Source organism: Pseudomonas sp. S60 (assembly GCF_016647865.1).
Taxonomy (GTDB): domain Bacteria; phylum Pseudomonadota; class Gammaproteobacteria; order Pseudomonadales; family Pseudomonadaceae; genus Aquipseudomonas; species Aquipseudomonas parafulva.
This window is the reverse complement of sequence record NZ_JACVVH010000037.1, coordinates 20,562-41,967: the sequence shown is the minus strand read 5'-3', so window position 1 is coordinate 41,967 and position 21,406 is coordinate 20,562. Positions and strand designations below refer to the sequence as shown.

Annotated in this window: 14 protein-coding genes; 6 read left to right on the top strand and 8 right to left on the bottom strand. The window is 64.4% G+C overall.

The features are described from left to right. Positions 1-16: 16 nt before the first annotated feature. From IAE33_RS18200 to IAE33_RS18175, 6 genes are all read left to right on the top strand, one after another. Positions 17-346, top strand: coding sequence for an MliC family protein (locus tag IAE33_RS18200; RefSeq protein WP_028631896.1), 330 nt, complete (start codon positions 17-19; stop codon positions 344-346). A gap of 98 nt (positions 347-444) precedes the next feature. Next, positions 445-1,509: a class II fructose-bisphosphate aldolase gene (gene fba, locus IAE33_RS18195; protein ID WP_028631895.1), complete on the top strand. Its 1,065-nt coding sequence runs from the start codon at positions 445-447 to the stop codon at positions 1,507-1,509. 226 nt (positions 1,510-1,735) lie between these two features. Further along, a complete protein-coding gene (locus tag IAE33_RS18190; RefSeq protein ID WP_201164532.1) occupies positions 1,736-3,862 on the top strand; it encodes a putative bifunctional diguanylate cyclase/phosphodiesterase in 2,127 nt (708 codons plus the stop codon). A gap of 39 nt (positions 3,863-3,901) precedes the next feature. After that, on the top strand, positions 3,902-4,402 hold the full coding sequence (locus tag IAE33_RS18185) for a M48 metallopeptidase family protein (protein ID WP_028631893.1): 501 nt from the start codon (positions 3,902-3,904) through the stop codon (positions 4,400-4,402). A 12-nt stretch (positions 4,403-4,414) separates the two neighbouring features. Beyond that, positions 4,415-4,711 carry a winged helix-turn-helix domain-containing protein gene (locus IAE33_RS18180; RefSeq protein WP_028631892.1) on the top strand — a complete coding sequence of 99 codons (297 nt, stop codon included), beginning with the start codon at positions 4,415-4,417 and terminating at the stop codon, positions 4,709-4,711. Between the two features lie 148 nt (positions 4,712-4,859). After that, positions 4,860-5,597 (top strand): substrate-binding periplasmic protein, encoded by a 738-nt coding sequence (locus IAE33_RS18175; protein ID WP_201164531.1) that lies wholly within the window; start codon positions 4,860-4,862, stop codon positions 5,595-5,597. A gap of 6 nt (positions 5,598-5,603) precedes the next feature. Here IAE33_RS18175 and yccS read toward each other — a convergent pair whose 3' ends face one another. The 8 genes from yccS to putA form a co-directional block, all read right to left on the bottom strand. Beyond that, positions 5,604-7,790, bottom strand: coding sequence for a YccS family putative transporter (gene yccS / locus IAE33_RS18170; RefSeq protein WP_201164530.1), 2,187 nt, complete (start codon positions 7,788-7,790; stop codon positions 5,604-5,606). Positions 7,791-7,873: 83 nt separating this feature from the next. After that, positions 7,874-9,055 carry an NAD(P)/FAD-dependent oxidoreductase gene (locus IAE33_RS18165; protein WP_201164529.1) on the bottom strand — a complete coding sequence of 394 codons (1,182 nt, stop codon included), beginning with the start codon at positions 9,053-9,055 and terminating at the stop codon, positions 7,874-7,876. 42 nt (positions 9,056-9,097) lie between these two features. Further along, positions 9,098-10,435: an ATP-dependent RNA helicase DbpA gene (gene dbpA, locus IAE33_RS18160; protein WP_236406879.1), complete on the bottom strand. Its 1,338-nt coding sequence runs from the start codon at positions 10,433-10,435 to the stop codon at positions 9,098-9,100. A gap of 112 nt (positions 10,436-10,547) precedes the next feature. Next, positions 10,548-11,975, bottom strand: coding sequence for a multidrug transporter subunit MdtD (gene mdtD, locus IAE33_RS18155; protein WP_028631887.1), 1,428 nt, complete (start codon positions 11,973-11,975; stop codon positions 10,548-10,550). Positions 11,976-12,069: 94 nt separating this feature from the next. After that, entirely contained in the window at positions 12,070-13,389 is a 1,320-nt protein-coding gene (locus IAE33_RS18150; protein ID WP_201164527.1) for a TldD/PmbA family protein, read from the bottom strand. Beyond that, on the bottom strand, positions 13,389-14,831 hold the full coding sequence (locus tag IAE33_RS18145; RefSeq protein WP_028631885.1) for a TldD/PmbA family protein: 1,443 nt from the start codon (positions 14,829-14,831) through the stop codon (positions 13,389-13,391). The genes IAE33_RS18150 and IAE33_RS18145 overlap by 1 nt, the downstream gene beginning before the upstream one ends. A 32-nt stretch (positions 14,832-14,863) precedes the next feature. Then, complete coding sequence (locus tag IAE33_RS18140) at positions 14,864-16,666, bottom strand: acyl-CoA dehydrogenase (protein WP_201164526.1); 1,803 nt, start codon at positions 16,664-16,666, stop codon at positions 14,864-14,866. A 682-nt stretch (positions 16,667-17,348) separates the two neighbouring features. After that, positions 17,349-21,302 carry a trifunctional transcriptional regulator/proline dehydrogenase/L-glutamate gamma-semialdehyde dehydrogenase gene (gene putA, locus IAE33_RS18135; RefSeq protein ID WP_201164525.1) on the bottom strand — a complete coding sequence of 1,318 codons (3,954 nt, stop codon included), beginning with the start codon at positions 21,300-21,302 and terminating at the stop codon, positions 17,349-17,351. Between the last annotated feature and the right edge of the window lie 104 nt (positions 21,303-21,406).

The following is a 21,406-nucleotide window of genomic DNA, read 5'->3' as shown; positions in this document are numbered from 1 at the left end:
AAACCGAGGAAACAGAATGAAAGCGTTTCTGGCCGTAACGGCCCTGGCAACCCTGGCAGGTTGCTCGCTGCTCAAGCCAGCGCAACCTGCCCCGGCAGACAACTGGACCCGCTGGGTCTGCGATACACAAACCGAAGTGCTGTGGCGCTTCGCCGACCCGCAGCAGGACCAGGTTGATGTCCGCCTGGGTGGCGGTGACCAGGTCTACCGCCTGAAGGCCGAGCCGGGTGCCTCGGGTGCGCTGTACAGTGACGGCATGCTGGCCTTCCACACCAAGGGTGATGAGGGCCTGGTGTACTGGGTGGCGACCAACGATCTGATTGGGCGGGGCTGCAAGGCACCGTGACTGGCCGGGCCGCAAGGTGGCCCACACAACTTGAACAGCAACCGCCCCTGCGGCAGGCTTGCACGAAACAACGACGCTTGTCGGGAGAGAGATACACAATGGCACTCATTAGCATGCGCCAGATGCTGGACCACGCCGCCGAGTTCGGTTACGGCGTACCGGCTTTCAACGTCAACAACCTCGAGCAGATGCGCGCCATCATGGAAGCGGCCGATAAAACCGACTCCCCGGTGATCGTGCAGGCCTCCGCCGGTGCTCGCAAGTACGCCGGTGCGCCTTTCCTGCGCCACCTGATCCTGGCGGCCATCGAAGAATTCCCGCACATCCCGGTGTGCATGCACCAGGACCACGGCACCAGCCCCGACGTATGCCAACGCTCCATCCAGCTGGGCTTCAGCTCGGTGATGATGGACGGCTCGCTGGGCGAAGACGGCAAAACCCCGACTGACTACGAGTACAACGTTCGCGTCACCCAGCAGACCGTTGCCATGGCCCACGCCTGCGGCGTATCGGTTGAAGGCGAACTGGGCTGCCTGGGCTCGCTGGAAACCGGCATGGCCGGTGAAGAAGACGGCATCGGTGCCGAAGGCGTCCTGGACCACAGCCAGATGCTGACCGACCCGGAAGAAGCGGCCGACTTCGTCAAGAAAACCCAGGTAGACGCCCTGGCCATCGCCATCGGCACCAGCCACGGCGCCTACAAATTCACCAAGCCACCTACCGGTGACGTGCTGGCCATCGACCGCATCAAGGAAATCCACAAGCGCATCCCCAATACCCACCTGGTGATGCACGGTTCTTCCTCGGTACCGCAGGAGTGGCTGGCGATCATCAACCAGTACGGCGGCGACATCAAGGAAACCTACGGCGTGCCGGTCGAAGAGATCGTCGAAGGCATCAAGTACGGTGTGCGCAAGGTGAACATCGACACCGACCTGCGTTTGGCATCCACCGGTGCGATTCGTCGCCACATGGCGGTCAACCCAAGCGAATTCGACCCTCGCAAGTTCTTCGCCGAAACCGTGAAGGCCATGCGCGACGTGTGCATCGCCCGTTACGAAGCCTTCGGCACTGCCGGCCATGCCTCCAAGATCAAGCCGATCTCCCTGGAAGGCATGTTCCAGCGCTACGCCAAAGGTGAACTGGTGGCCAAGGTCAACTAAGCCACCGGCGATTGAAAAACCCGCAGCGATGCGGGTTTTTTTTGCCCTCAGAAAAGGCATGCCGCGCTTTAGGGCGCGGATTATGTCGGCGAGATGACTGCCGTTCGTCTACCTTGATCTCAACGAGTGATAGCTTTCTGATTGCAGTGCGTGCTATCGGCGTGCGTCTGGAGTACAACTGGATCAGGCGGTATTTTTGAAGTCGGTCACAAAATAGAGAAGCAGCATGGATGGCGCTCAACTCCAACACCTGTCACAGGATGGCAGCTCGATTCTTCTGGTAGTCGATGATTACCCCGAGAACCTCATCAGCATGCGGGCGCTGTTGGCCCGTCACGATTGGCAAGTGCTGACCGCCGCTTCCGGGCTGGAGGCCTTGAACGCACTGCTGGCAAACGACGTAGACCTGGTTTTGCTGGATGTCCACATGCCGGAGATGGACGGCTTTGAAGTCGCACGCCTCATGCGCAGCAACCATCGCACGCGCTTCACCCCGATCATATTCCTCACCGCCAATGAGCAGTCCCAGGAGGCGGTGCTGAAGGGCTACGCCAGCGGCGCAGTGGACTACATGTTCAAGCCGTTCGACCCCAAGATCCTCAAGCCCAAGGTGCAGGCCCTGCTCGACCAGCAACGCAACCGGCGTATGTTGCAGGGGCTGACCCGCGAGCTGGAGGCGGCGCGGGCATTCAATGCGTCCATTCTGGATAACGCTGCCGAAGGCATTCTGGTGGTGGACGAGCAAGGCATCATCCGCTTTGCCAACCCCGCCATCTGCCGCCTGCTCTCGGCGCCGGTGCAGCAACTGCAGGGGGCCTACCTGTTGGGGCTGGTGCAACTGGCCAGCGCCACGTTGTGGCAGGAGTCGGAGTTCTATCAGGCCTACCTGGCCCGGCGCATCTTCCGCGTGCACGATGCCCAGCTGCGCCGGTTGGGCGGTGAGCTGCTGCCGGTCGCCATGTCGTGCGCGCCACTGCCAGCTGACCAGCAGGCCATGGTGGTGACCGTGCTGGACATGTCGGCGGTGCACAACCTGCACCAGCAACTTGAGTATCAGGCCATCACCGACCCGCTCACCGGGCTGCTGAACCGGCGCGGGTTCTACCAGGCTGCCGAAAGCGCGTTGCTGCGTAACGAACGTTCGGACCGGGCCAAGGCACTGATGTACATGGACCTGGACGGCTTCAAGCGCATCAACGACTCGCTTGGCCACGATGCCGGTGACCGCGTGCTGCGCTGGGTGGCGGACCAGCTCAAGGACTGCCTGGGCAATGAGGCGCTGCTGGCGCGCATGGGGGGGGACGAGTTCACTGCCTTGTTCGACGGCCTGCCCTACCCGGAGCAGGCCGGGCGCTATGCTGAACGTTTGCTCGAACGCATTTCCATCAGCCATCAGGTGGATGGGCTGGATGTTTGCCTTGGGGTCAGTATCGGCATCGCCACATACCCGGACTGCGGGGCGAATGTAGAAGGCCTGCTGCGTGCAGGCGATGCGGCCATGTACGCGGCCAAGCAGCAGGGGCGCCAGCAATACCGCTTCTACGATGAGGAACTCAACGGGCGGGCGCGGTCGCGGCTGATGCTGGAGGACGGCGTGCGCTCGGCCATCGAGCAGCAGGACTTCACCCTGGTCTACCAGCCGCAAGTGGCGTTCGCCGATGGCCGCCTGCGTGGCTTCGAAGCCTTGCTGCGCTGGCAGCACCCCAGTGTCGGTGACGTACCCCCGGGCCTGTTCATACCCCTGCTGGAAGAAGCCCGGCTGATCAATCGGCTGGCCAGCTGGATCTACGGGCAGAGTGCGGCCCAGCGCAAGGCCTGGTACGCGCATTTTCCCGAGGAGCTGGTGCTTGGCATCAGCCTGAGCCGCGCTCAGTTTGCCGCGCCTGGGTTGGTGGACGAGCTGGAGCGGGTGATCCAGCGTTACCAGCTGCAACCGGCACACCTGGAAGTGGAAGTGGCAGAAACGTCCCTGATGTACAACATTGACGCTGCTGTTAAACAGATCGACCGGCTGCGCACACTGGGTGTGAGGGTGGCCCTGGATGACTTTGGCGCAGGCGACTGCTCGCTGCGCATGCTGCGTGACTTGCCCATCGATACCCTCAAGCTTGATCGGCACTTGGTGGCGCGCCTGCCGGATTCGGCGGTGGATGCGGCGCTGGCGCGCAGTGTGCTGGGGCTGTGCGCCGACTATGGCATAACGGTGATCGCCGAAGGCGTGGAAACCCAGGCCCAGGCTGATTGGTTGAAGGCCAGTGGCTGCGCCTATGTGCAGGGTTTTCTGGTGGCGCACCCGATGACTGCCAGCGACGCCGGCAGCTTCCCGGCGATTTTCCCCTGGCCAGCGACGTGATTGGCTAGAATCGCCATTCGTTTCGCCAACTGTGTTGCCATGAACGCCTTACGTTACTTGCAAGCTTACCCCCCGCACCTGCAGCAGCAGGTGCGGCAGATGATCGATACTGACCGCCTGGGCGAGTACCTGCAGCGGCGCTACCCCGACCGCCACGCTGTGCAAAATGACAAGGCGTTGTACGGCTATGCCCAGGAGTTGCGCCAACGCTACCTGCGCACCGCCCCACCCCTGGACAAGGTGCTGTTCGACAACCGCCTGGACCTCACCCACCGGGCGCTTGGCCTTAACACTGCGGTGTCGCGGGTGCAGGGGGGCAAGCTCAAGGCCAAGAAGGAAATCCGCATCGCGTCGCTGTTCAAGGAAGCCGCGCCGCAGTTTCTGCGCATGATCGTGGTGCACGAACTGGCGCACCTGCGCGAGCGCGACCATAACAAGGCCTTCTACCAGCTGTGCCAGCACATGGAGCCGGACTACCACCAACTGGAACTCGACCTGCGCATCTACCTGACGTACCGGGAACTGCCAGGCAACTGTTAAGGACCACGCAGCATGGAAGTGAGCAAGACCAAGAGCAGCTTCTACCGCCGCCTGTACGTGGCCTGGCTGATCGACAGCCAGACCGCGACCAGCGTGCCCGCCCTGATGGAGGCGACCGGCATGCCGCGGCGCACCGCCCAGGACACCATTGCCGCACTGGCCGACCTGGACATCGCCTGCGTTTTCGAACAGCAGCCAGGGGCGCGTAACCATGCCGGGCACTACCGTATACAGGACTGGGGAGCGATTGACCGGCAGTGGATTGGCCGCCATTTGCAGCAGTTGCGCGAGGTGCTGGGTTACCCCTGAACGGCATGCGCCGCACAGCACTTGGCACATGAAAAATCCAGGCGTCGGCCAGAATAGAGGCTAAATGACACTATTGGCCGCTGCCCTCGCCAGGCGCTTTGTGTAAGCTCAGCCGCAGTGTGCCCCTCCACGGCGAAAGGACTTGAACATGCGGCCATTGCTTTGTGTGCTCGGGTTGTTGGCAATGACAGTGGCGCTGCCCGCCACCGCACACGGCAAACTGCGCCTGGTGGCGGACCGCTGGCCGCCGTTCACCGATGCCAGCTTGCCCGGTGGGGGGCTGGCAACCAGTATCGTCACCACTGCGCTGGCCCGGGCCGGCTATAGCAGCGGCTTCGAAGAAGTGCCCTGGTCGCGGGCGCTGCTGGGCGTGAGCGAGGGGCGTTACGACGTGCTGATCAATGCCTGGTACAACGACGCGCGCACCCAAAGCGGGCTGTTTTCAAAAGCCTACCTCACCAACCGCATTCGCCTGCTGGAACGCAAGGGCAGCAGTTTTCGCTATCAGCGCATGGCCGACCTGTACCCCTATAGCATCGCCGTGGTTCGCGACTACGCCTATTCGGCCGAGTTCGACAGCGATCCACGGCTGCACAAGGTTCCCGTAAGCACCTTTTCGTCAGCTGTGCGCATGCTGGCGGCAGGGCGGGTGAGCCTGGCGATAGAGGACGAGTACGTGGCCCGGTATCACCTGCAGCGCGAACCCGAACAGGTGCGCGACACCGTTACCCTGGTGGAGCCGCCGCTTGCCGAAAACACCTTGCACATCCTGGTCAGCCTCAAGCACCCCGAGCATGCACGCATCGTCGCCCGGTTCGAGCGGGCGATCGCGGCGATGAAGGCGGACGGCAGCTACGAGCAACTGCTTCACCGATACGGGTTATGACCCCCGTCAAAGGGCCGGTGCATCTTTCTTCATCAAGTGTGCAGCCAGGGTGCGCAACGGCCCCAACTGGCGGCAGATCAACGCCAGTTGGGTTTGCACCAGCCTTTGATGCTCATCCACGTCCTCGGGCATCTGCTCCAGGGCATTGGCCAGGGCTTCTTCGGCATCGCTGTGAATGTCTACCGGCAACCCCGCCGAGAGGCCGTTGGCGATTTCGTCGAGGCTGTTGGCCAGGCTGCCGCCTGCGCCTTCGATCAGTTGCTCCTGCACTTCGGCCGGCAGGGCTGTGTCGCGGTGGGCGCCCAGCCCGGAGAGGTAGCTGAGCAACGTGTGGGACAGCACCAGGAAGCGGAAGCCCACGTCCGCTTCCTTGCGGAAGTGCCCAGGCTCCATCAGCATGTTGGCCAGGGTGGTGGACAGCGCTGCATCGGCGTTGTGGGCGTTGCGCCGTGCCAGGCGATACGCCAGGTCGTCGCGCTTGCCGTAGGCATACTGCTGCATGATCTGGCGCAGGTACACACTGGCGCAGGCCAGGGTGTTGGCCAGCGCCTTGTTCAGCCGCCGCCCCTGCCAGTCGGGCAGGAACAGGAATACCGCCATGATGGCGATCAGGCTGCCCACCAGGGTGTCGAACAGGCGCGGCAGGAACAAACCATAACCGTCGCCGATCTGGTTGAAGCAGAACAGCACCATCAGGGTGATCGCGGCAGTGGCCAGGGTATAGCGGGTGGTACGGTTGACGAAGAACACCACCCCGGCCACCACGGCGAACAACGACTGGATGACCGGGTTGGGGAACAGGTCGAACAGCGCCCAGCCGACGGTCAGGCCAACGGCAGTCCCGATGATCCGCTGCACCAGCTTGCGCCGTGTTGCACCGTAGCTGGGCTGGCACACGAACAGGGTGGTGAGGATGATCCAGTAGCCCTGGGTAGGGTGGATCAGGTGCACCATGCCGTAGCCGATCGACAGCGCCAGCGGCAGGCGCAGCGCATGGCGGAACACCAGGGACGTGGGCGTCAGTTGCGTACGCAGCCGCTTCCACACGTCCTTGAGGGTGCGCGGCGAGCGGTCCAGCAGGCTGCTGTCGCTGGCGTCCGCCAGGCTGTCCGGGTTGCTGGCCGCACTGAGCAGGCGGTCCAGCGTGGCCAGGTTAGCCGCCAGCGCCCGCAGCGAGCGCAGCAGCCCGCGCCAGGCCGGGTTGTTCTGGTTGCGCAGGTACTCCAGCGACGCGTTGAGGTCTTCGAGTGCCTCGGCAAAGCCGCTGGCCAGCACGAACGGCTGGCGCAGGCGTATCGAACGGGCCAGTTCCTGGCAGGACGAGCCTTGTTTGCGCAGCAGCCGCTGGCAGCGGAACATCACGTCGCTGTGGAAAAACGCCTCGGTCAGGGCGTTGTAAGGGTAGTGCGAGGCGCTGACCCTTTCGTGGATGTCCTGTGCCAGGAAATACAGCTTCAGGTAGCGGCTGACCTTGGAGTTGGGCTGGCTGTTGCCCACCCGGTGCAGAATGATTTCCTTGGCGGCGTTCAGCGCCGCCACTACCTTGCCGTTCTGCTGGGCCAGTTCCAGGCGGCGGGCCTCTACATCCAGGGTGCGGATGGGCTCGAACAGGCTGGCCTTGAGCTTGAGGTAGGTGCCTAGCTCGAAATACAGCTTGGCCAGGCTTTGCTGCACCGGCTGGTTGGAAAACAACGCCTGCCACAGCACGGACAGCAGCCCATACCAGGCGGCGCCGGCCACCAGCAGCATGGGCTCGTGCCAGAAGTCCGTCACCATGCCACCGCGCTGGTCCACCCCGATCATGGTGTAGACGGCGGTAATCAACGTGGCAGAGGCAATAGCGCCATAACGCTCGCCCAGCGCGCCCAGCATGGTCAGCGCGAACGCGGCCAGGGCGAGTGCGGTCACGAACAGCAAGGGGTAGGGGAACAGCAGTTCCACGGCAAGGGCGGCAATGGCAAAGCACACCAGGGTGACGGCCAGGGCGCTCAGGCGGCCCTGCCAGCTGTCGTCGGTCTCGGCCAGGGCGCTGGCGATGATGCCGAGGAACAGCGGGATCAGCAGGCCCATTTCGTTCTGGTGCCAGCACAAGGCCAGGCTGCCGGTGAGGGCGATGGTTACCCGGATGCTGTAGCTGAACTTATCCTGGCCCCACAGGCGACGCAGTGACTGACGCAACGAGCTCGATGACATGATGGCCTGCTAGGCAGTGATCGAATGAATGCATTGAGCACGGACCAGCAAGAAGCGTTCCGTGCTGCGCAATGAATTCTACTCTACACGAACTGCGCTGCGGCATTGGCCGAGGCCCAGGCCCACTGGAAATTGAAACCGCCCAAGTGGCCGGTCACATCCAGCACTTCGCCAATGAAGTACAGCCCCGGGCTCTTGAGCGATTCCATGGTCTTGGACGACACCTCGCGGGTGTCCACCCCGCCCAGGGTTACTTCGGCGGTGCGGTAACCCTCGGTACCGGCCGGCACCACCTGCCAGTTGGCCAGCGTGTCGGCGATGTGCTGCAGCTCGGCCGGGGTGTACTGCTTCATGGGCCTTGAGCTGAACCACTGCTCGGCCAGCAGGGTGGCCAGCTTGCGGGTGAACACATCGCCCAGCACCGTCTTGAGTTCGGCGTTGGCGCGTTCGGCCTGCATCTGTTGCAGCCAGCCCAGTGCATCGCGGTCGGGCAGCAGGTTGATCTCGACGGTGTCGCCGGCTTCCCAGAACGATGAAACCTGCAGGATGGCGGGGCCACTCAGGCCACGGTGGGTAAACAGCAGGTTCTCGCGGAAGCTGCTGCCGTTGCAGCTGGCTGTGCAGTCCAGCGAGGTGCCGGACAGCTCGGTGCACATGGCCTTGAGTTGCGGCTCGGTGATGGTGAGCGGCACCAGGCCGGCGCGGGTGGGCAGCAGCGTGTGGCCGAACTGGCGCGCTACCTGGTAGCCAAACCCGGTGGCACCCAGCGTGGGGATGGACAGACCACCCGTGGCGATCACCAGGGACTGGCAGGCGAAAGTGCCGCCGCTGGTTTGCAGCCGGTAGCCGCTGTCGGTTTTCTCGATCTGCTCGATGCTGGTGTGCATGCGGATTTCGGCACCGGCTTCATCGCACTCGGCCAGCAGCATGTCGAGGATGTCGCTGGCCTTGTTGTCGCAGAACAGCTGGCCGAGCTTTTTCTCGTGGTACGCCACGCCATGCTTGCAGACCAGCTCGATGAAGTCCCACTGGGTGTAGCGGGCCAAGGCTGATTTGCAGAAGTGCGCGTTGTGCGAAAGGAAGTTGCCCGGCTCGGTGTACAGGTTGGTGAAGTTGCAGCGCCCGCCGCCGGACATGAGGATCTTTTTGCCGGGCTTGTTGGCGTGGTCGAGGACCAGCACCTTGCGGCCACGGCGGGCGCTGAGCTGGGCACACATCAAGCCGGCGGCGCCGGCGCCGAGAATGATCACATCGGTGGAGTGCACGTTCTGAACCTTCAGAGTTGAAATGCTGAGCCCTGTGGGGCCTTACAAAATACGGACTTTCAGGGACCGACCCTTGATCTTGCCGCTGTTGAGCCGCTGCATGGCCTGCTTGGCCAGTGCCCGTTCCACGGCAACGAATGCCTGGAAGTCGAAGATGGCGATTTTACCGACCTGCTTGCCCGGGATGCCCGCATCCCCCGTCAGCGCACCCAGAATGTCGCCCGGGCGCAGCTTGTCCTTGCGCCCGGCGGCGATGCACAGGGTACTCATGACTGGCAGCAGCGGCTCGCCGCCCTTGTTCTTCAGGCTGTCCAACTGGTCCCAGCGCAGCGGGCTGTTCTGCAAGGCCTCAATGGCCTGGGCCCGGTGGCCCTCGGCCGGCGCTACCAGGCTGACGGCAATGCCCTTCTCGCCGGCACGGCCGGTGCGGCCCACCCGGTGCACGTGGATCTCGGCGTCGCGGGCCAGTTCCACGTTGATGACCATGTCCAGGCCGTCGATGTCCAGGCCACGGGCTGCCACGTCGGTGGCCACCAGGACCGAGCTGCTGCGGTTGGCGAACATGGTCAGCACCTGGTCGCGGTCACGTTGCTCCAGGTCGCCGTGCAGCGCCTGGGCAACGATGCCCTTGGCGGTGAGGTGGGCGACCACATCCTCGCATTGCTGCTTGGTAAAGCAGAAGGCCACGCAGGACTGCGGGCGATAGTGGCCCAGTACGCGGGTCACTGCCTCCAGGCGCTGCTGGGGGTCGATCTCGATGAAGCGCTGTTCGATCTGGTTATCGGTGTGCAGGCTCTCGACTTTCACCTGCTGCGGGTCGCGCATGAAGTCTGCCGCCAGTTGCTTGATGCCGGCCGGGTAGGTGGCCGAGAACAGCAGGGTCTGGCGACGTGCCGGGGTCTTGCCGATGATGCTGGCGATGGCATCGAAGAAGCCCATGTCCAGCATGCGGTCGGCTTCGTCCAGCACCAGTGTGTTGAGCCCGCTGAGCACCAGGGTGCCTTTGTCGAGGTGTTGCTGGATACGCCCCGGCGTGCCGACGATGATGTGCGCGCCATGCTCCAGCGAAGCGATCTGCGGGCCCAGGGACACCCCGCCGCACAGGGTGAGGATCTTGATGTTGTCCTCGGCCCGCGCCAGGCGGCGCAGCTCTTTGGCCACCTGGTCGGCCAGCTCGCGGGTGGGGCACAGCACCAGGGCCTGGCAGCCAAAATAGCGCGGGTTGATGGGGTTGAGCAGGCCGATGCCGAAGGCGGCGGTCTTGCCGCTGCCGGTCTTGGCCTGGGCGATCAGGTCCTTGCCTTTGAGAATGACCGGCAGGCTCTGGGCCTGGATGGGCGTCATCGAGGCATAGCCCAGGGCGTCCAGGTTGGCCAGCATGGCGGAAGACAGCGGCAATGTGGCAAAGGCGGTGGAGTCGGTGGTCACGAGGCGGGCCTGCGGTGCGAAGCGAAAAATGCCGCACAGTCTACCAGCCTCGATGCCATTCCCCCTAAGACTCCATGTGCTGTTCCGGACGACGGGCACGCCTTCCGTCCGTGGGCGCCAGCTGCAGGAAAATCGCCGCAGCCAGCATGGCCATGACGCCGATGGTGAAGAACGTCAGCTGGAAGGCGCCAAGGGTGGTTTCAACGCCTTCGGCGCTGCCCGCCGCCGTGAACCCGCCCAGCAACGCGCCAGCACAGGCAACACCCAGGCTCAGCGACAACTGTGCCACCACCGACAGCAGGCTGTTGCCGCTGCTGGCGCTGGCATCGTCAAGGTCGATCAGCGTTACCGTGTTCATGGCGGTGAACTGCAGGGAGTTCACCGCCCCCAGCAGGCCCAGTTGCACCAGCAGCAGCCAGTAGGGCGTCTGCTCGTCTACAAGGCCCAGGCCGGCCAGCAGCAGCCCCAGCAGCAACGTGTTGCCGGTGAGGATGATGCGGTAGCCCAGGCGCTCGATCAGCGGCCGGGCGATGGACTTGGCGAGCATGGCGGCGGCGGCCAGCGGGATCATGCTCATGCCGGCCTGGGCCGGCGAGTAGCCAAGCGCCACCTGCAGCAGCAACGGCACCAGAAACGGCAGGGCACCGCTGCCCAGGCGGGCGAACAGGTTGCCGAGGATGCCGATGGCAAAGGTACGCACGCGGAACAGGCTGGGTGAGAACAACGGCTCCGGGTCGCGCCCGGCGCGCAGCCAGTACGCCGCCAGGCAGGCCATGCCGGCGAACAGCAGCAGCATCACCCGCAGGTGGGGCAGGTGCAGCTCGCCCAGGCCTTCCATGGCGATGGTGATCAGCACCATCGCCGCGCCAAACAGCACAAAGCCTGGGCCGTCGAAGGTGGTGCGCTCAGCGCCGCGCAGGTCGGGGATGAACTTCCATACCGCATAGCAGCCAATCAGGCCCACCGGCAGGTTGAGCAAGAAGATCCAGTGCCAGCTCAGGATCTCCACCAGCCAGCCGCCCACCGTGGGGCCAAGCAACGGGCCGAGCAGGCCTGGGATGGTGATGAAGCTCATGATCCTTACCAGCTCGGTGCGCGGGTATGCGCGCAGCACCACCAGCCGGCCAACCGGCAGCATCAGCGCCCCACCCAGCCCCTGCACGATGCGCGCGAAAATCAGGAAGCCCAGGCTGTTGGCGACTGCGCACAGCAGCGAGCCGAAGCTGAACAGCAAGATGGCACTGAAGAAGATGCGCTTGGTGCCGAAGCGGTCGGCGATCCAGCCCGAGGCCGGGATCAGCAGGGCGACGGTGAGCATGTACGAGATGATCACCCCCTGCATGCGCAAGGGGTCTTCGGCTAGGGACCGGGCCATGGCTGGCAGCGCGGTGTTGAGGATGGTGCCGTCCAGCGACTGCATGAAGAAGGCAATGGCCACCACCCACGGGATCCAGCGGGCGGTGACAGGGTCCAGCGGGGTGCGTTCGGGCATGACGTCCTCGTTTGTCGTTACCGGCCTCATCGCGGGGCTGTGGCGTACGCCCGTGTGGCGGTGGGCTTGCCCGCGATGAGGCCGGTAATGCCAGTCACAATGTCAGGTTAAGCCCTTTGACCAGTGCCCCCGGCAAATGACTCGATCCGGTACTGCGCTGCCCATAGGTACTGGTCGACAGGATCATCTCCCGCTCCTGGGTCAGGTCTTCCAGCTGGCTGCCCAGCAAACTGTACAGGCTGTCGTCGAAGCGCATGGTATTCACCGGCCCCTGTATCGCCCCGTTCTCGACCCAGAACGTGGCAAAGCGGGTTAGCCCGGTCATGCGCGCTGCGGGCAGGTCGGAGTAGTTCAGGTACCACAGGTTGCTGATATACAGGCCGGTGCCGAGGCGCTGCAGTACCGCTTCGCTGGGCAGGTTCCCGCCGGCCATGCTCAGTGCACAGGGCGATTCGTAGCTGTCGGCGCCATTGGCCACCCGCTGGAACTCTGCGGCGCTGCGTGCACTGGTCAACTGCTGGCGGGCCTTGCCGTGCTGAATCAGCGGCACGTCCATGCGCGGCGAGCCTTCATCGGAAAACGCCGGGCTCAGCGAGCCGCTGACCTGCTCGCTGAAACTCACCAGCGGGCTCAGTTGCCCATCGCCGTTGTACAGGCGCTGCAGGGCACTGTTACCGGTGGCCAGGGCCTGGGCCGAGAAGCCTCCCCAGCACAGCATCCCGGCAATTTCGTCCATGGCTGCAGGCGCGAGGTACGCACGATAGCTGCCAGGCTTGAGGGTAATGGCCGGTTGGCCTAAAAAGCCCAGCTGGTCACGGGCCTGGCGCAGGCGCTGGGTGAAATCACCCGCGTTCCAGGTTTGCCCGGCATAGTTGGCTTTGACGGCCTGGCCATTCTCGTGGAACAGGCTCCAGTCCATGTTGAAGCTGTTGGCCTGGTGCCAGCCGAAGGCGCCGAATGAGCTGGCAAAGCCACGGCACACAGGGCCGGCGGCATAGATACCGACCAGGTCCAGGTCACCTGCCTCGCGTTCGATCAGCGCCAGTACTTCATCAAGCGCCGGCAGCGGTGCTGCCTGGCAGCTCAGGCTGTTCCAGGGGGCGGTGTTCAGTTGCAGATACGGGTCTATTGGCAGCAGGGGTAGCGTCTGGCGTAGCAACTGCATGGCAGCCTCCAGCCGTTGGCCGTCTACCTGTGCCTCACCGCTCAAGGTGACCAACTGCTCGGCCTGGCGGCCGTCGCGGATCAGCCGCAGGTGCGCGCTGGCCTGGCTTACATCCCCCGCCTGGCGCACCTTGGCGTGGTTGAAACGCACAAACCGAGACTGCTCGGCGCTGTAGCCGAGGGTGAATTGCTCGCCGGCGTGCAGGGCGTTGTGCGCCACCCCCACCAGGGCTTCGAAAGCATGTTGCATCAGGCCTGCCCTCCGAACACGTCGATTTGGCGGAACACGCAGGCTGGCGCCGCATGGCCCACCCTTACCACCTGGTTAGGCTCGCCCTTGCCGCAATTGGGCGTGCCCAGCACCTGGAACGTGCTGCGGTCGCCGACGGCGGCCAGGTTGCGCCAGAACTGCGCCGAGATACCGCGGTAATTGGGGTTCTTGACGATGCCCTTGAGCTCGCCGTTCTCGATCAGTTGCCCCCATTCGCAGCCGAACTGGAATTTGTTGCGGGCGTCATCGATCGACCAGGAGCGGTTGGTGCGCATCAGGATGCCGTGCTCGATACCCTGCACCAGTTGTTCCAGTGACCGATCACCCGGCTCGATGTTCAGGTTGGCCATGCGGTCGATGGGCGCCCTGTTCCAGCTACAGGCACGGCTGTTGGCAACGCCCTCCAGGCCAGAGCGGTACTGCGACAGCGCGCCCCCCAGCGGGCGCAGCAACACGCCGTCACGGATCAAAAACTGCTTGGTTGCCGGGGTGCCGTCGTCATCGAAACCATAGCTGGCCAGTTCTTCGCTTATGGTCGGATCGAACGTCACGTTCAGCAATGCCGACCCGTATTGCAGGTGGCCAAAGTCACTGGCTTTTATGAAGCTGGTGCCCGCGTAGTTGCGCTCGTCGCCCAGGATGCGGTCCATTTCCAGGGGGTGGCCGATGGACTCGTGAATCTGCAGCATCATCTGGTCGGGCATCAGCAACAGGTCACGCTGGCCCTCAGGGGTGTTGGGCGCCAGCAGCAGTTGCAGGGCCTGGTCGGCCACCCGCTGGGCCGCGCCTACCAGGCCGCAACGCTCGACGACCTCGAAGCCACCCTGCTGGCCGAAGTTTTCCCGGCCCAGGCTGCGGCTCTGGCTGTCTTGGCCATCGCTGGCGGTGACGCTCAGGCCGGGGAACAGAAAGCGTTGAGCATGGCGCAGTTCGGCGCCAGCAGAGTTAAGGTAGGTTTGCTCCACCACACTCACGCCCAGGCTGGCTTGCCAGTCCACCAGGCGCTCATCGGCGGGCACGCTGGCTGACTCTGCCGCGAGCAGGGCCAGGCAGTTGGCAAGGGAGGGTATGGCCTCATCGAAATGGGGCGAGACAACGTCATGCTGCCCAGTGGGAACGGCCTGCCCGCGCAGGTCGAGCAGGCTGTGCCGGGCGATTTGCCGCGCCAGCGCCTCGGCCTGTTCCAGTGCACGCTGCAGGCCTGCCTGGCTGAGGTCGGCAGTGGCGGCGTAAGCCTCTACCCCAGCCACCCGTGCGGTCAGCATGGCGCCTTCGTCCTGGCTGAAAAACGGTGGTTCGGCTACGTTGCGCCGCACCGACAGCGCCTGGTGCGACTGTTTGACGTGACGCAGGGAAAACACCTCGGCCGAACTGCGCAGCGCGGCGAAGCGCTGGCGCAGCAAGGCGCTGGAATCGAACATGGGCAGGCCTCCGTTTGCGCGGTGGCTCCCCCTTAGAACCACTCATCCTGCATGCCGAGGCAGGTCGCATCGCGGGCCTCGAGCAGTGCCAGGTCATTATGGCAGCCAGGCACCTCCCAGGTCAGGAAATAACGCGCCGCCTGCAACTTGCCCCGGTAGAAGTCGCGGTCACCGTCATTCCCCTTCAATAACCCGAGCTCGGCGTGGATGGCTTGCTCCAGCCAGCGCCAGCCGATCACGCAATGGCCGAACACTTTCAGGTACAGGGCCGAGTTGGCCAAGGCCTGTGCAGCGTGGCCCTGCGCGAGGTCGCCAAGCAGGGCCAGGGTTACCGCCTGCAGGCGGTTGACCAGGTGTTCGAGCGGCTCGCGCAGTGGGTCCAGGTTGGGGTGGTGGCTGGCGCGTTCGCCGGTGGCTGCCACCAGGCGCATCAGTTGCTTGAGGCCGGCGCCGTTGTGCTGCGCCAGCTTGCGGCCGAGCAGGTCGAGTGCCTGGATGCCTTCGGTGCCTTCGTGAATCGGGTTCAGGCGGTTGTCGCGGTAGTACTGCTCCACGGGGTACTCACGGGTGTAGCCGTGGCCGCCCAGTATCTGCACCGCCAGCTCGTTGGCCTTGAGGCAGAAGGCAGAAGGCCACGACTTGACCACAGGGGTGAGCAGGTCGAGCAACTGCTGGGCCTGCTCGCGTGTAGCCTGGTCGCGGGCTGTGTGGGTATCGTCGAACAGCCGCGCCGCATACAGCCCTAGGTCGAAAGCGCCTTCAACGTAGGCCTTCTGTGCCAGCAACATCCGCCTCACATCGCTGTGGGCGATGATGGGCACGGGTGGGGTGTGCGGGTTCCTGTCTTCCAGTGATCGGCCCTGGGGGCGCTGGCGGGCATATTCCAGTGAGTACAGGTAGCCCGCGTAGCCTAGCATCACGGCGCCCATGCCTACGCCGATGCGGGCCTCGTTCATCATCTGGAACATGCAGGCCAGGCCTTGGTGCGGCTGGCCGACCAGGTAGCCGATGCACTGGCCGTTGTCGCCGAAGTTGAGCGCAGTGGAGGTGGTGCCGCGCCAGCCCATCTTGTGGAACAGCCCGGCCAGCAGCACGTCGTTACGTGGGCCCAGGCTACCGTCGGGGTTGACGCGGAACTTGGGCACGATGAACAGGGAGATACCTTTCACCCCGGGTGGGGCGTCCGGCAGCTTGGCCAGCACCATGTGCACGATGTTTTCCGACAGCGCGTGATCACCGCCGGAGATGAAGATCTTGTTGCCCTTGAGGCGGTAGCTGCCATCGCCCACCGGCTCGGCGCGGGTGCGGATATCGGCCAGTGACGAGCCCGCGTGGGGTTCGGTCAGGGCCATGGTGCCAAAGTAGCGGCCTTCGATCATGGGTTGTAGAAACAGCCGCTTCTGTTCCTCGTTGCCGAAACTCTCGATCAGGTTGGCGGCGCCCATGGTCAGGAAAGGGTAGGCAGTGGTGCCGGCGTTGGCCGCCTGAAAGTGGGCAAAGCAGGCCTGTGACACCAGGCTGGGCAGTTGCATGCCGCCGGCTTCGAAATCCCTGTTGGCGTTGAGAAAGCCTGCCTGGAGAAAGGCGTCGACGGCGGGTTTGACCTCGGGAATCAACTCGGCGCAGCCGTTCACATAGCGCGGTTCGTTTTCATCGGCTTTGCGGTTGTGCGGTGCGAAGCATTTCTCGGCGATGGTGCGCGCCGTGGTCAGCGCTGCGTCGAAGGTTTCGCGGCTGTGCTCGGCGAAACGCGGGCGTTGGGTGAGGGCTTCGGCGTCGAGGACTTCGTACAGTTCGAAGGCCAGGTTGCGGGGGCTGAGCAAGGTCTCGGGCATGGTCGCGGTCCTGAGGCGGAATGCGGCGAGTGTAGGAGGATGGTTGTGGGAGGGACAGGTTAATAGGTGTGGGTGATATGGGTTTAGAACGTAGTAGCGGTATGCCGGTGCTTGCCGTGGTGTTTTCTGCGCTTGTGAGATCGAGCGCCGCCCGCGGGGCGCATCGCGAGCTGCGCTCGCTCCTACGTTTGTTTCGGGCCAATTAGGCCTGTGCCATTGGCGCGCGGACGCCTTGGCGCATGACGCGATATCGTGTCGTATGCACCAGGCATGACTGGCCCGAAACAAACGTAGGAGCGAGCAAAGCTCGCGATGCGCCGCGCGGGCGGCGCTCGATTTCATAGGCGCTGCACCTGTAACGGCGAACACATTTACGCCCTACCACAGCCTGGGGGGCATAAGCCGAGATAGCATGATGGCCGCTGGGTGCTCGCCACAACAATATCTGCGCCTGTAAGACCGAGCGCCGCCCGCGCGGCGCATCGCGAGCTGCGCTCGCTCCTACGTTTGTTGCGGGCCAGTCATGCCTGTGTCAGAGGCGTTACTGGCCCCAGACCGTAGGAGCGAGCGCAGCTCGCGATGCGCCGCGCGGGCGGCGCTTGATCTCACAGGCGCTGAACATCTCAACCCATACGCCCATAAACAAGGAGAGCCGAAGCTCTCCTTTTTTTACCAGCAGCGATCAGCCAATAGTCATCAAACTGGCATTACCGCCCGCCGCCGCAGTGTTCACACTCACCGCCCGCTCAATCACCAGCCGCTCCAGCGCAATCTGGTGATCCCCGCTGGACAGCCCATGTACCCCCACGATGGCCCCGGCGCGCTTGGCGACCTGCTGGCACACCCCGCGCAGCTGGTCCGAGTCACCATGGTGGATCACGGCGTCGAACGCCACGTCATCCTTGCTCCAGTCCGCCGTCAATCGGACCTTGTCCTGCAGCTCGCGCGGCAGGCGATTGCGCAGGGCCTTGCCGGGTTCGCTGTCGGCCCACACCGCCGAACTGCCCACCGCCAGCACCGCAGCAAGCTGCGCGAGCAGGTCAGCTTCGTTGTCGGCCAGGCACAGCACATGCTCGCGAGGCAGGATGGTGTAGGTGTTGCGTTCGCCGGTCGGGCCAGGCAGCAGGCGTGCGATGCCGCTTTGCGACTGGGTGGCGAACTGGCTGCACAGCGTGGCCAGCTCGCTCAGCTGGTTGCCTTGTGCCCAGGCCTTCAATGCATGCAACGGCTTGACCAGTTGCTCATGCAGCGCACGGTCAGGCTTGCCGTCGCCGTCCTGCTGCTCGAAGTGCTGGCCGATGGCATCTGCCGGGCGGGTCGACAGCAGGCGGTACAGGTACAGCGGGCCACCCGCTTTCGGGCCGGTGCCCGACAAGCCTTCACCACCGAATGGCTGTACCCCGACCACGGCACCGACAATGTTGCGGTTGACGTACATGTTGCCGGCGTTGGCGCTTTCCACCACCTTGGCGATGGTTTCGTCGATACGGGTGTGCACACCCAGTGTCAGGCCGTAGCCGGAGTTGTTGATCTGCTCGATCAGCTGGTCCAGGTTGCGCCGGTTGTAGCGCACCACGTGCAGCACCGGGCCGAAAATCTCGCGCTTGAGCTCGTCGAAGCTGTCCAGCTCGATCAGGGTTGGCATCACGAAGGTGCCGCGCTTGAGCTCCGCGGCATCGGCGATGGCGACCTGGTATACCGGGCGGCCTTTCTCGCGCATGCCCTGGATGTGCTTCTCGATACCCGCCTTGGCTTCGCCGTCGATCACCGGGCCGATATCCACGGCCAGGCGGTCCGGGCAGCCGAGGCGGCTTTCAGCCATGGCGCCCTTGAGCATTTCGATCACGCGGTCGCCGCAGTCTTCCTGCAGGCACAGCACGCGCAGGGCAGAGCAGCGCTGGCCGGCGCTGTCGAAGGCCGAGGACACGACGTCGATCACCACCTGCTCGGTCAGTGCTGATGAATCCACGATCATCGCGTTCTGGCCGCCGGTTTCGGCAATCAGCGGAATCGGCCGGCCCTGGTTGTCCAGGCGCCCGGCCACATTGCGCTGCAGCAGGCGGGCGACCTCGGTGGAACCGGTGAACATCACACCTTTGACCCGCTCGTCGCCCACCAGGCCGGCGCCCACGGTTTCGCCGCGACCTGGCAGCAGCTGCAGCACACCTTCCGGGATGCCTGCTTCCAGCAGCAGGCGAACGGCCTGGGCGGCGATCAGCGGGGTTTGCTCGGCTGGCTTGGCCAGCACCGGGTTGCCTGCTGCCAGGGCTGCCGCCACTTGCCCGGTGAAGATCGCCAGCGGGAAGTTCCATGGGCTGATGCACACCACCGGGCCCAGCGGGCGGTGGGCGTCGTTACTGAACGCGTTGCGCGCCTGTACAGCGTAGTAACGCAGGAAGTCCACCGCTTCGCGCACTTCGGCAATGGCGTTGGCGAAGGTTTTGCCCGCCTCGCGAATGAGCAGGCCCATCAGCGGCTGGATTTCGGCTTCCATCAGGTCGGCAGTGCGTTCCAGGATGGCCGCACGCTCGGCGGGCGGCGTGGCCTGCCAGATAGGCGCTGCATTCAGGGCGCACTGGATGGCGTTGTCCACGTCGGCGGTGGTGGCTTCCTGCACATGGCCCACCACATCGCGGTGGTCGGCGGGGTTCAGCACTTCAGCTACCGTACCCTCGCTGGCAGCGCAGGCCAGCAGTGGCGTGGCCTTCCAGTCATTGTTGGCGGTCGCCAGCATGGCGCAGGACAGCGACGCCAAACGGTGTTCGTTGGCCATGTCGATGCCCGCCGAGTTGTCACGCTCGCTGCCGTACAGTTCGCGCGGCAGTGGGATGCGCGGGTGCGGCAGGCCGATGCTGCCTTCCTGGGCCCCCATGCGCTCGATGCTCTGCACCGGGTCAGCCACCAACTCCTGAATGGAGATGGAGTGGTCGGCGATACGGTTGACGAACGAGGTGTTGGCGCCGTTTTCCAGCAGCCGGCGGACCAGGTAGGCCAGCAGGGTTTCGTGCGTACCCACCGGGGCATACACCCGGCATGGCCGGTTCAGCTTGCCGTCGGCAATCTTGCCCACCACCTGCTCGTACAGGGGCTCGCCCATGCCATGCAGGCACTGGAATTCGTACTGGCCGGGGTAATAGTTCTGGCCAGCAATATGGTAGATGGCCGACAAGGTGTGGGCGTTGTGGGTGGCGAACTGCGGGTAGATGGCCTCCGGCACGGCCAGCAGCTTGCGGGCACAGGCGACGTAGGACACGTCGGTGTACACCTTGCGCGTGTAGACCGGGTAGCCTTCCAGGCCTTCGACCTGGGCACGCTTGATTTCGCTGTCCCAGTACGCGCCCTTGACCAGGCGGATCATCAGGCGGTGGCGGCTGCGCTTGGCCAGGTCGATGACGTAGTCGATCACGTACGGGCAACGCTTCTGGTAAGCCTGGATGACAAAGCCGATGCCGTTCCAGCCCGCCAGCGCAGGCTCGAAGCACAGGCGCTCGAGCAGGTCGAGCGACAACTCCAGGCGGTCGGCCTCTTCGGCGTCGATGTTCAGGCCGATGTCGTATTGCTTGGCCAGCAGGGTCAGCGCCAGCAGGCGCGGGTACAGCTCATCCATCACCCGCTCGTACTGGGCGCGGCTGTAGCGCGGGTGCAGCGCCGACAGCTTGATCGAGATGCCGGGCCCTTCATAGATGCCGCGGCCATTGGAGGCCTTGCCGATGGAGTGGATGGCCTGCTCGTAGGAGGCCAGGTACTTCTGCGCGTCGTGCTCGGTAAGGGCGGCCTCACCCAGCATGTCGTAGGAGTAGCGGAACCCTTTGGACTCGAAGCGGGTGGCGTTGGCCAGTGCCTCGGCAATGGTTTCGCCAGTGACGAACTGCTCGCCCATCAGGCGCATGGCCATGTCCACACCCTTGCGGATCATCGGCTCGCCGCTCTTGCCGATGATGCGGGTGAGCGACGACGTCAGGCCTGCCTCGTTATGGGTGCTGACCAGCCTGCCGGTAAGCAGCAGGCCCCAGGTGGCCGCGTTGACGAACAGCGATGGGCTGTTGCCCAGGTGGGGCTGCCAGTTGCCGTTGCTGATCTTGTCGCGGATCAGCGCATCGCGGGTGCCCTTGTCGGGGATGCGCAGCAGGGCTTCGGCCAGGCACATGAGTGCCACGCCTTCCTGGGACGACAGCGAAAATTCCTGCAGCAGCCCCTGAACGATACCGGCGCGCCCGCCGGCGCTTTTCTGGTTACGCAGTTTTTCTGCGATGCCGGCGGCCATCTTGTTGGTGGCCTCGGCGAGTGGTGCGCTCAGGCGGGCCTGTTCCAGCAGCATGGGCACCACTTCCTGCTCGGGGCGGCGGTAGGCTGCAGTGATGGCCGAGCGCAGTACCGACTGGGGCAGGATGCTCTCGGCAAACTCCAGGAAGCACTGGTGGCCATGGTCGACCGGGGCGTCCCCGGCATCCTCTGCCAGGCCACTGGCCTGGCCGTTGATTTCATTCAGGGTCGCGCCACCCTCGAGCTTCTCCAGGTAGTTGAAGATCGCCTGCTTGATCAACCAATGCGGCGTGCGGTCGATGGACTGCGCTGCGGCTTTGAGTCGTTCGCGGGTAGGGTCATCGAGTTTGACCCCAAGGGTGGTCGTCGCCATTTCTTATCCTCGTTATTGCCACGAATGTGGCGTCAGCTGGCGCCAAGATTATCCGCAGCGAGAACCGGGTGCAACCAGGTGCAACCCGAATTTCACGACAGCTG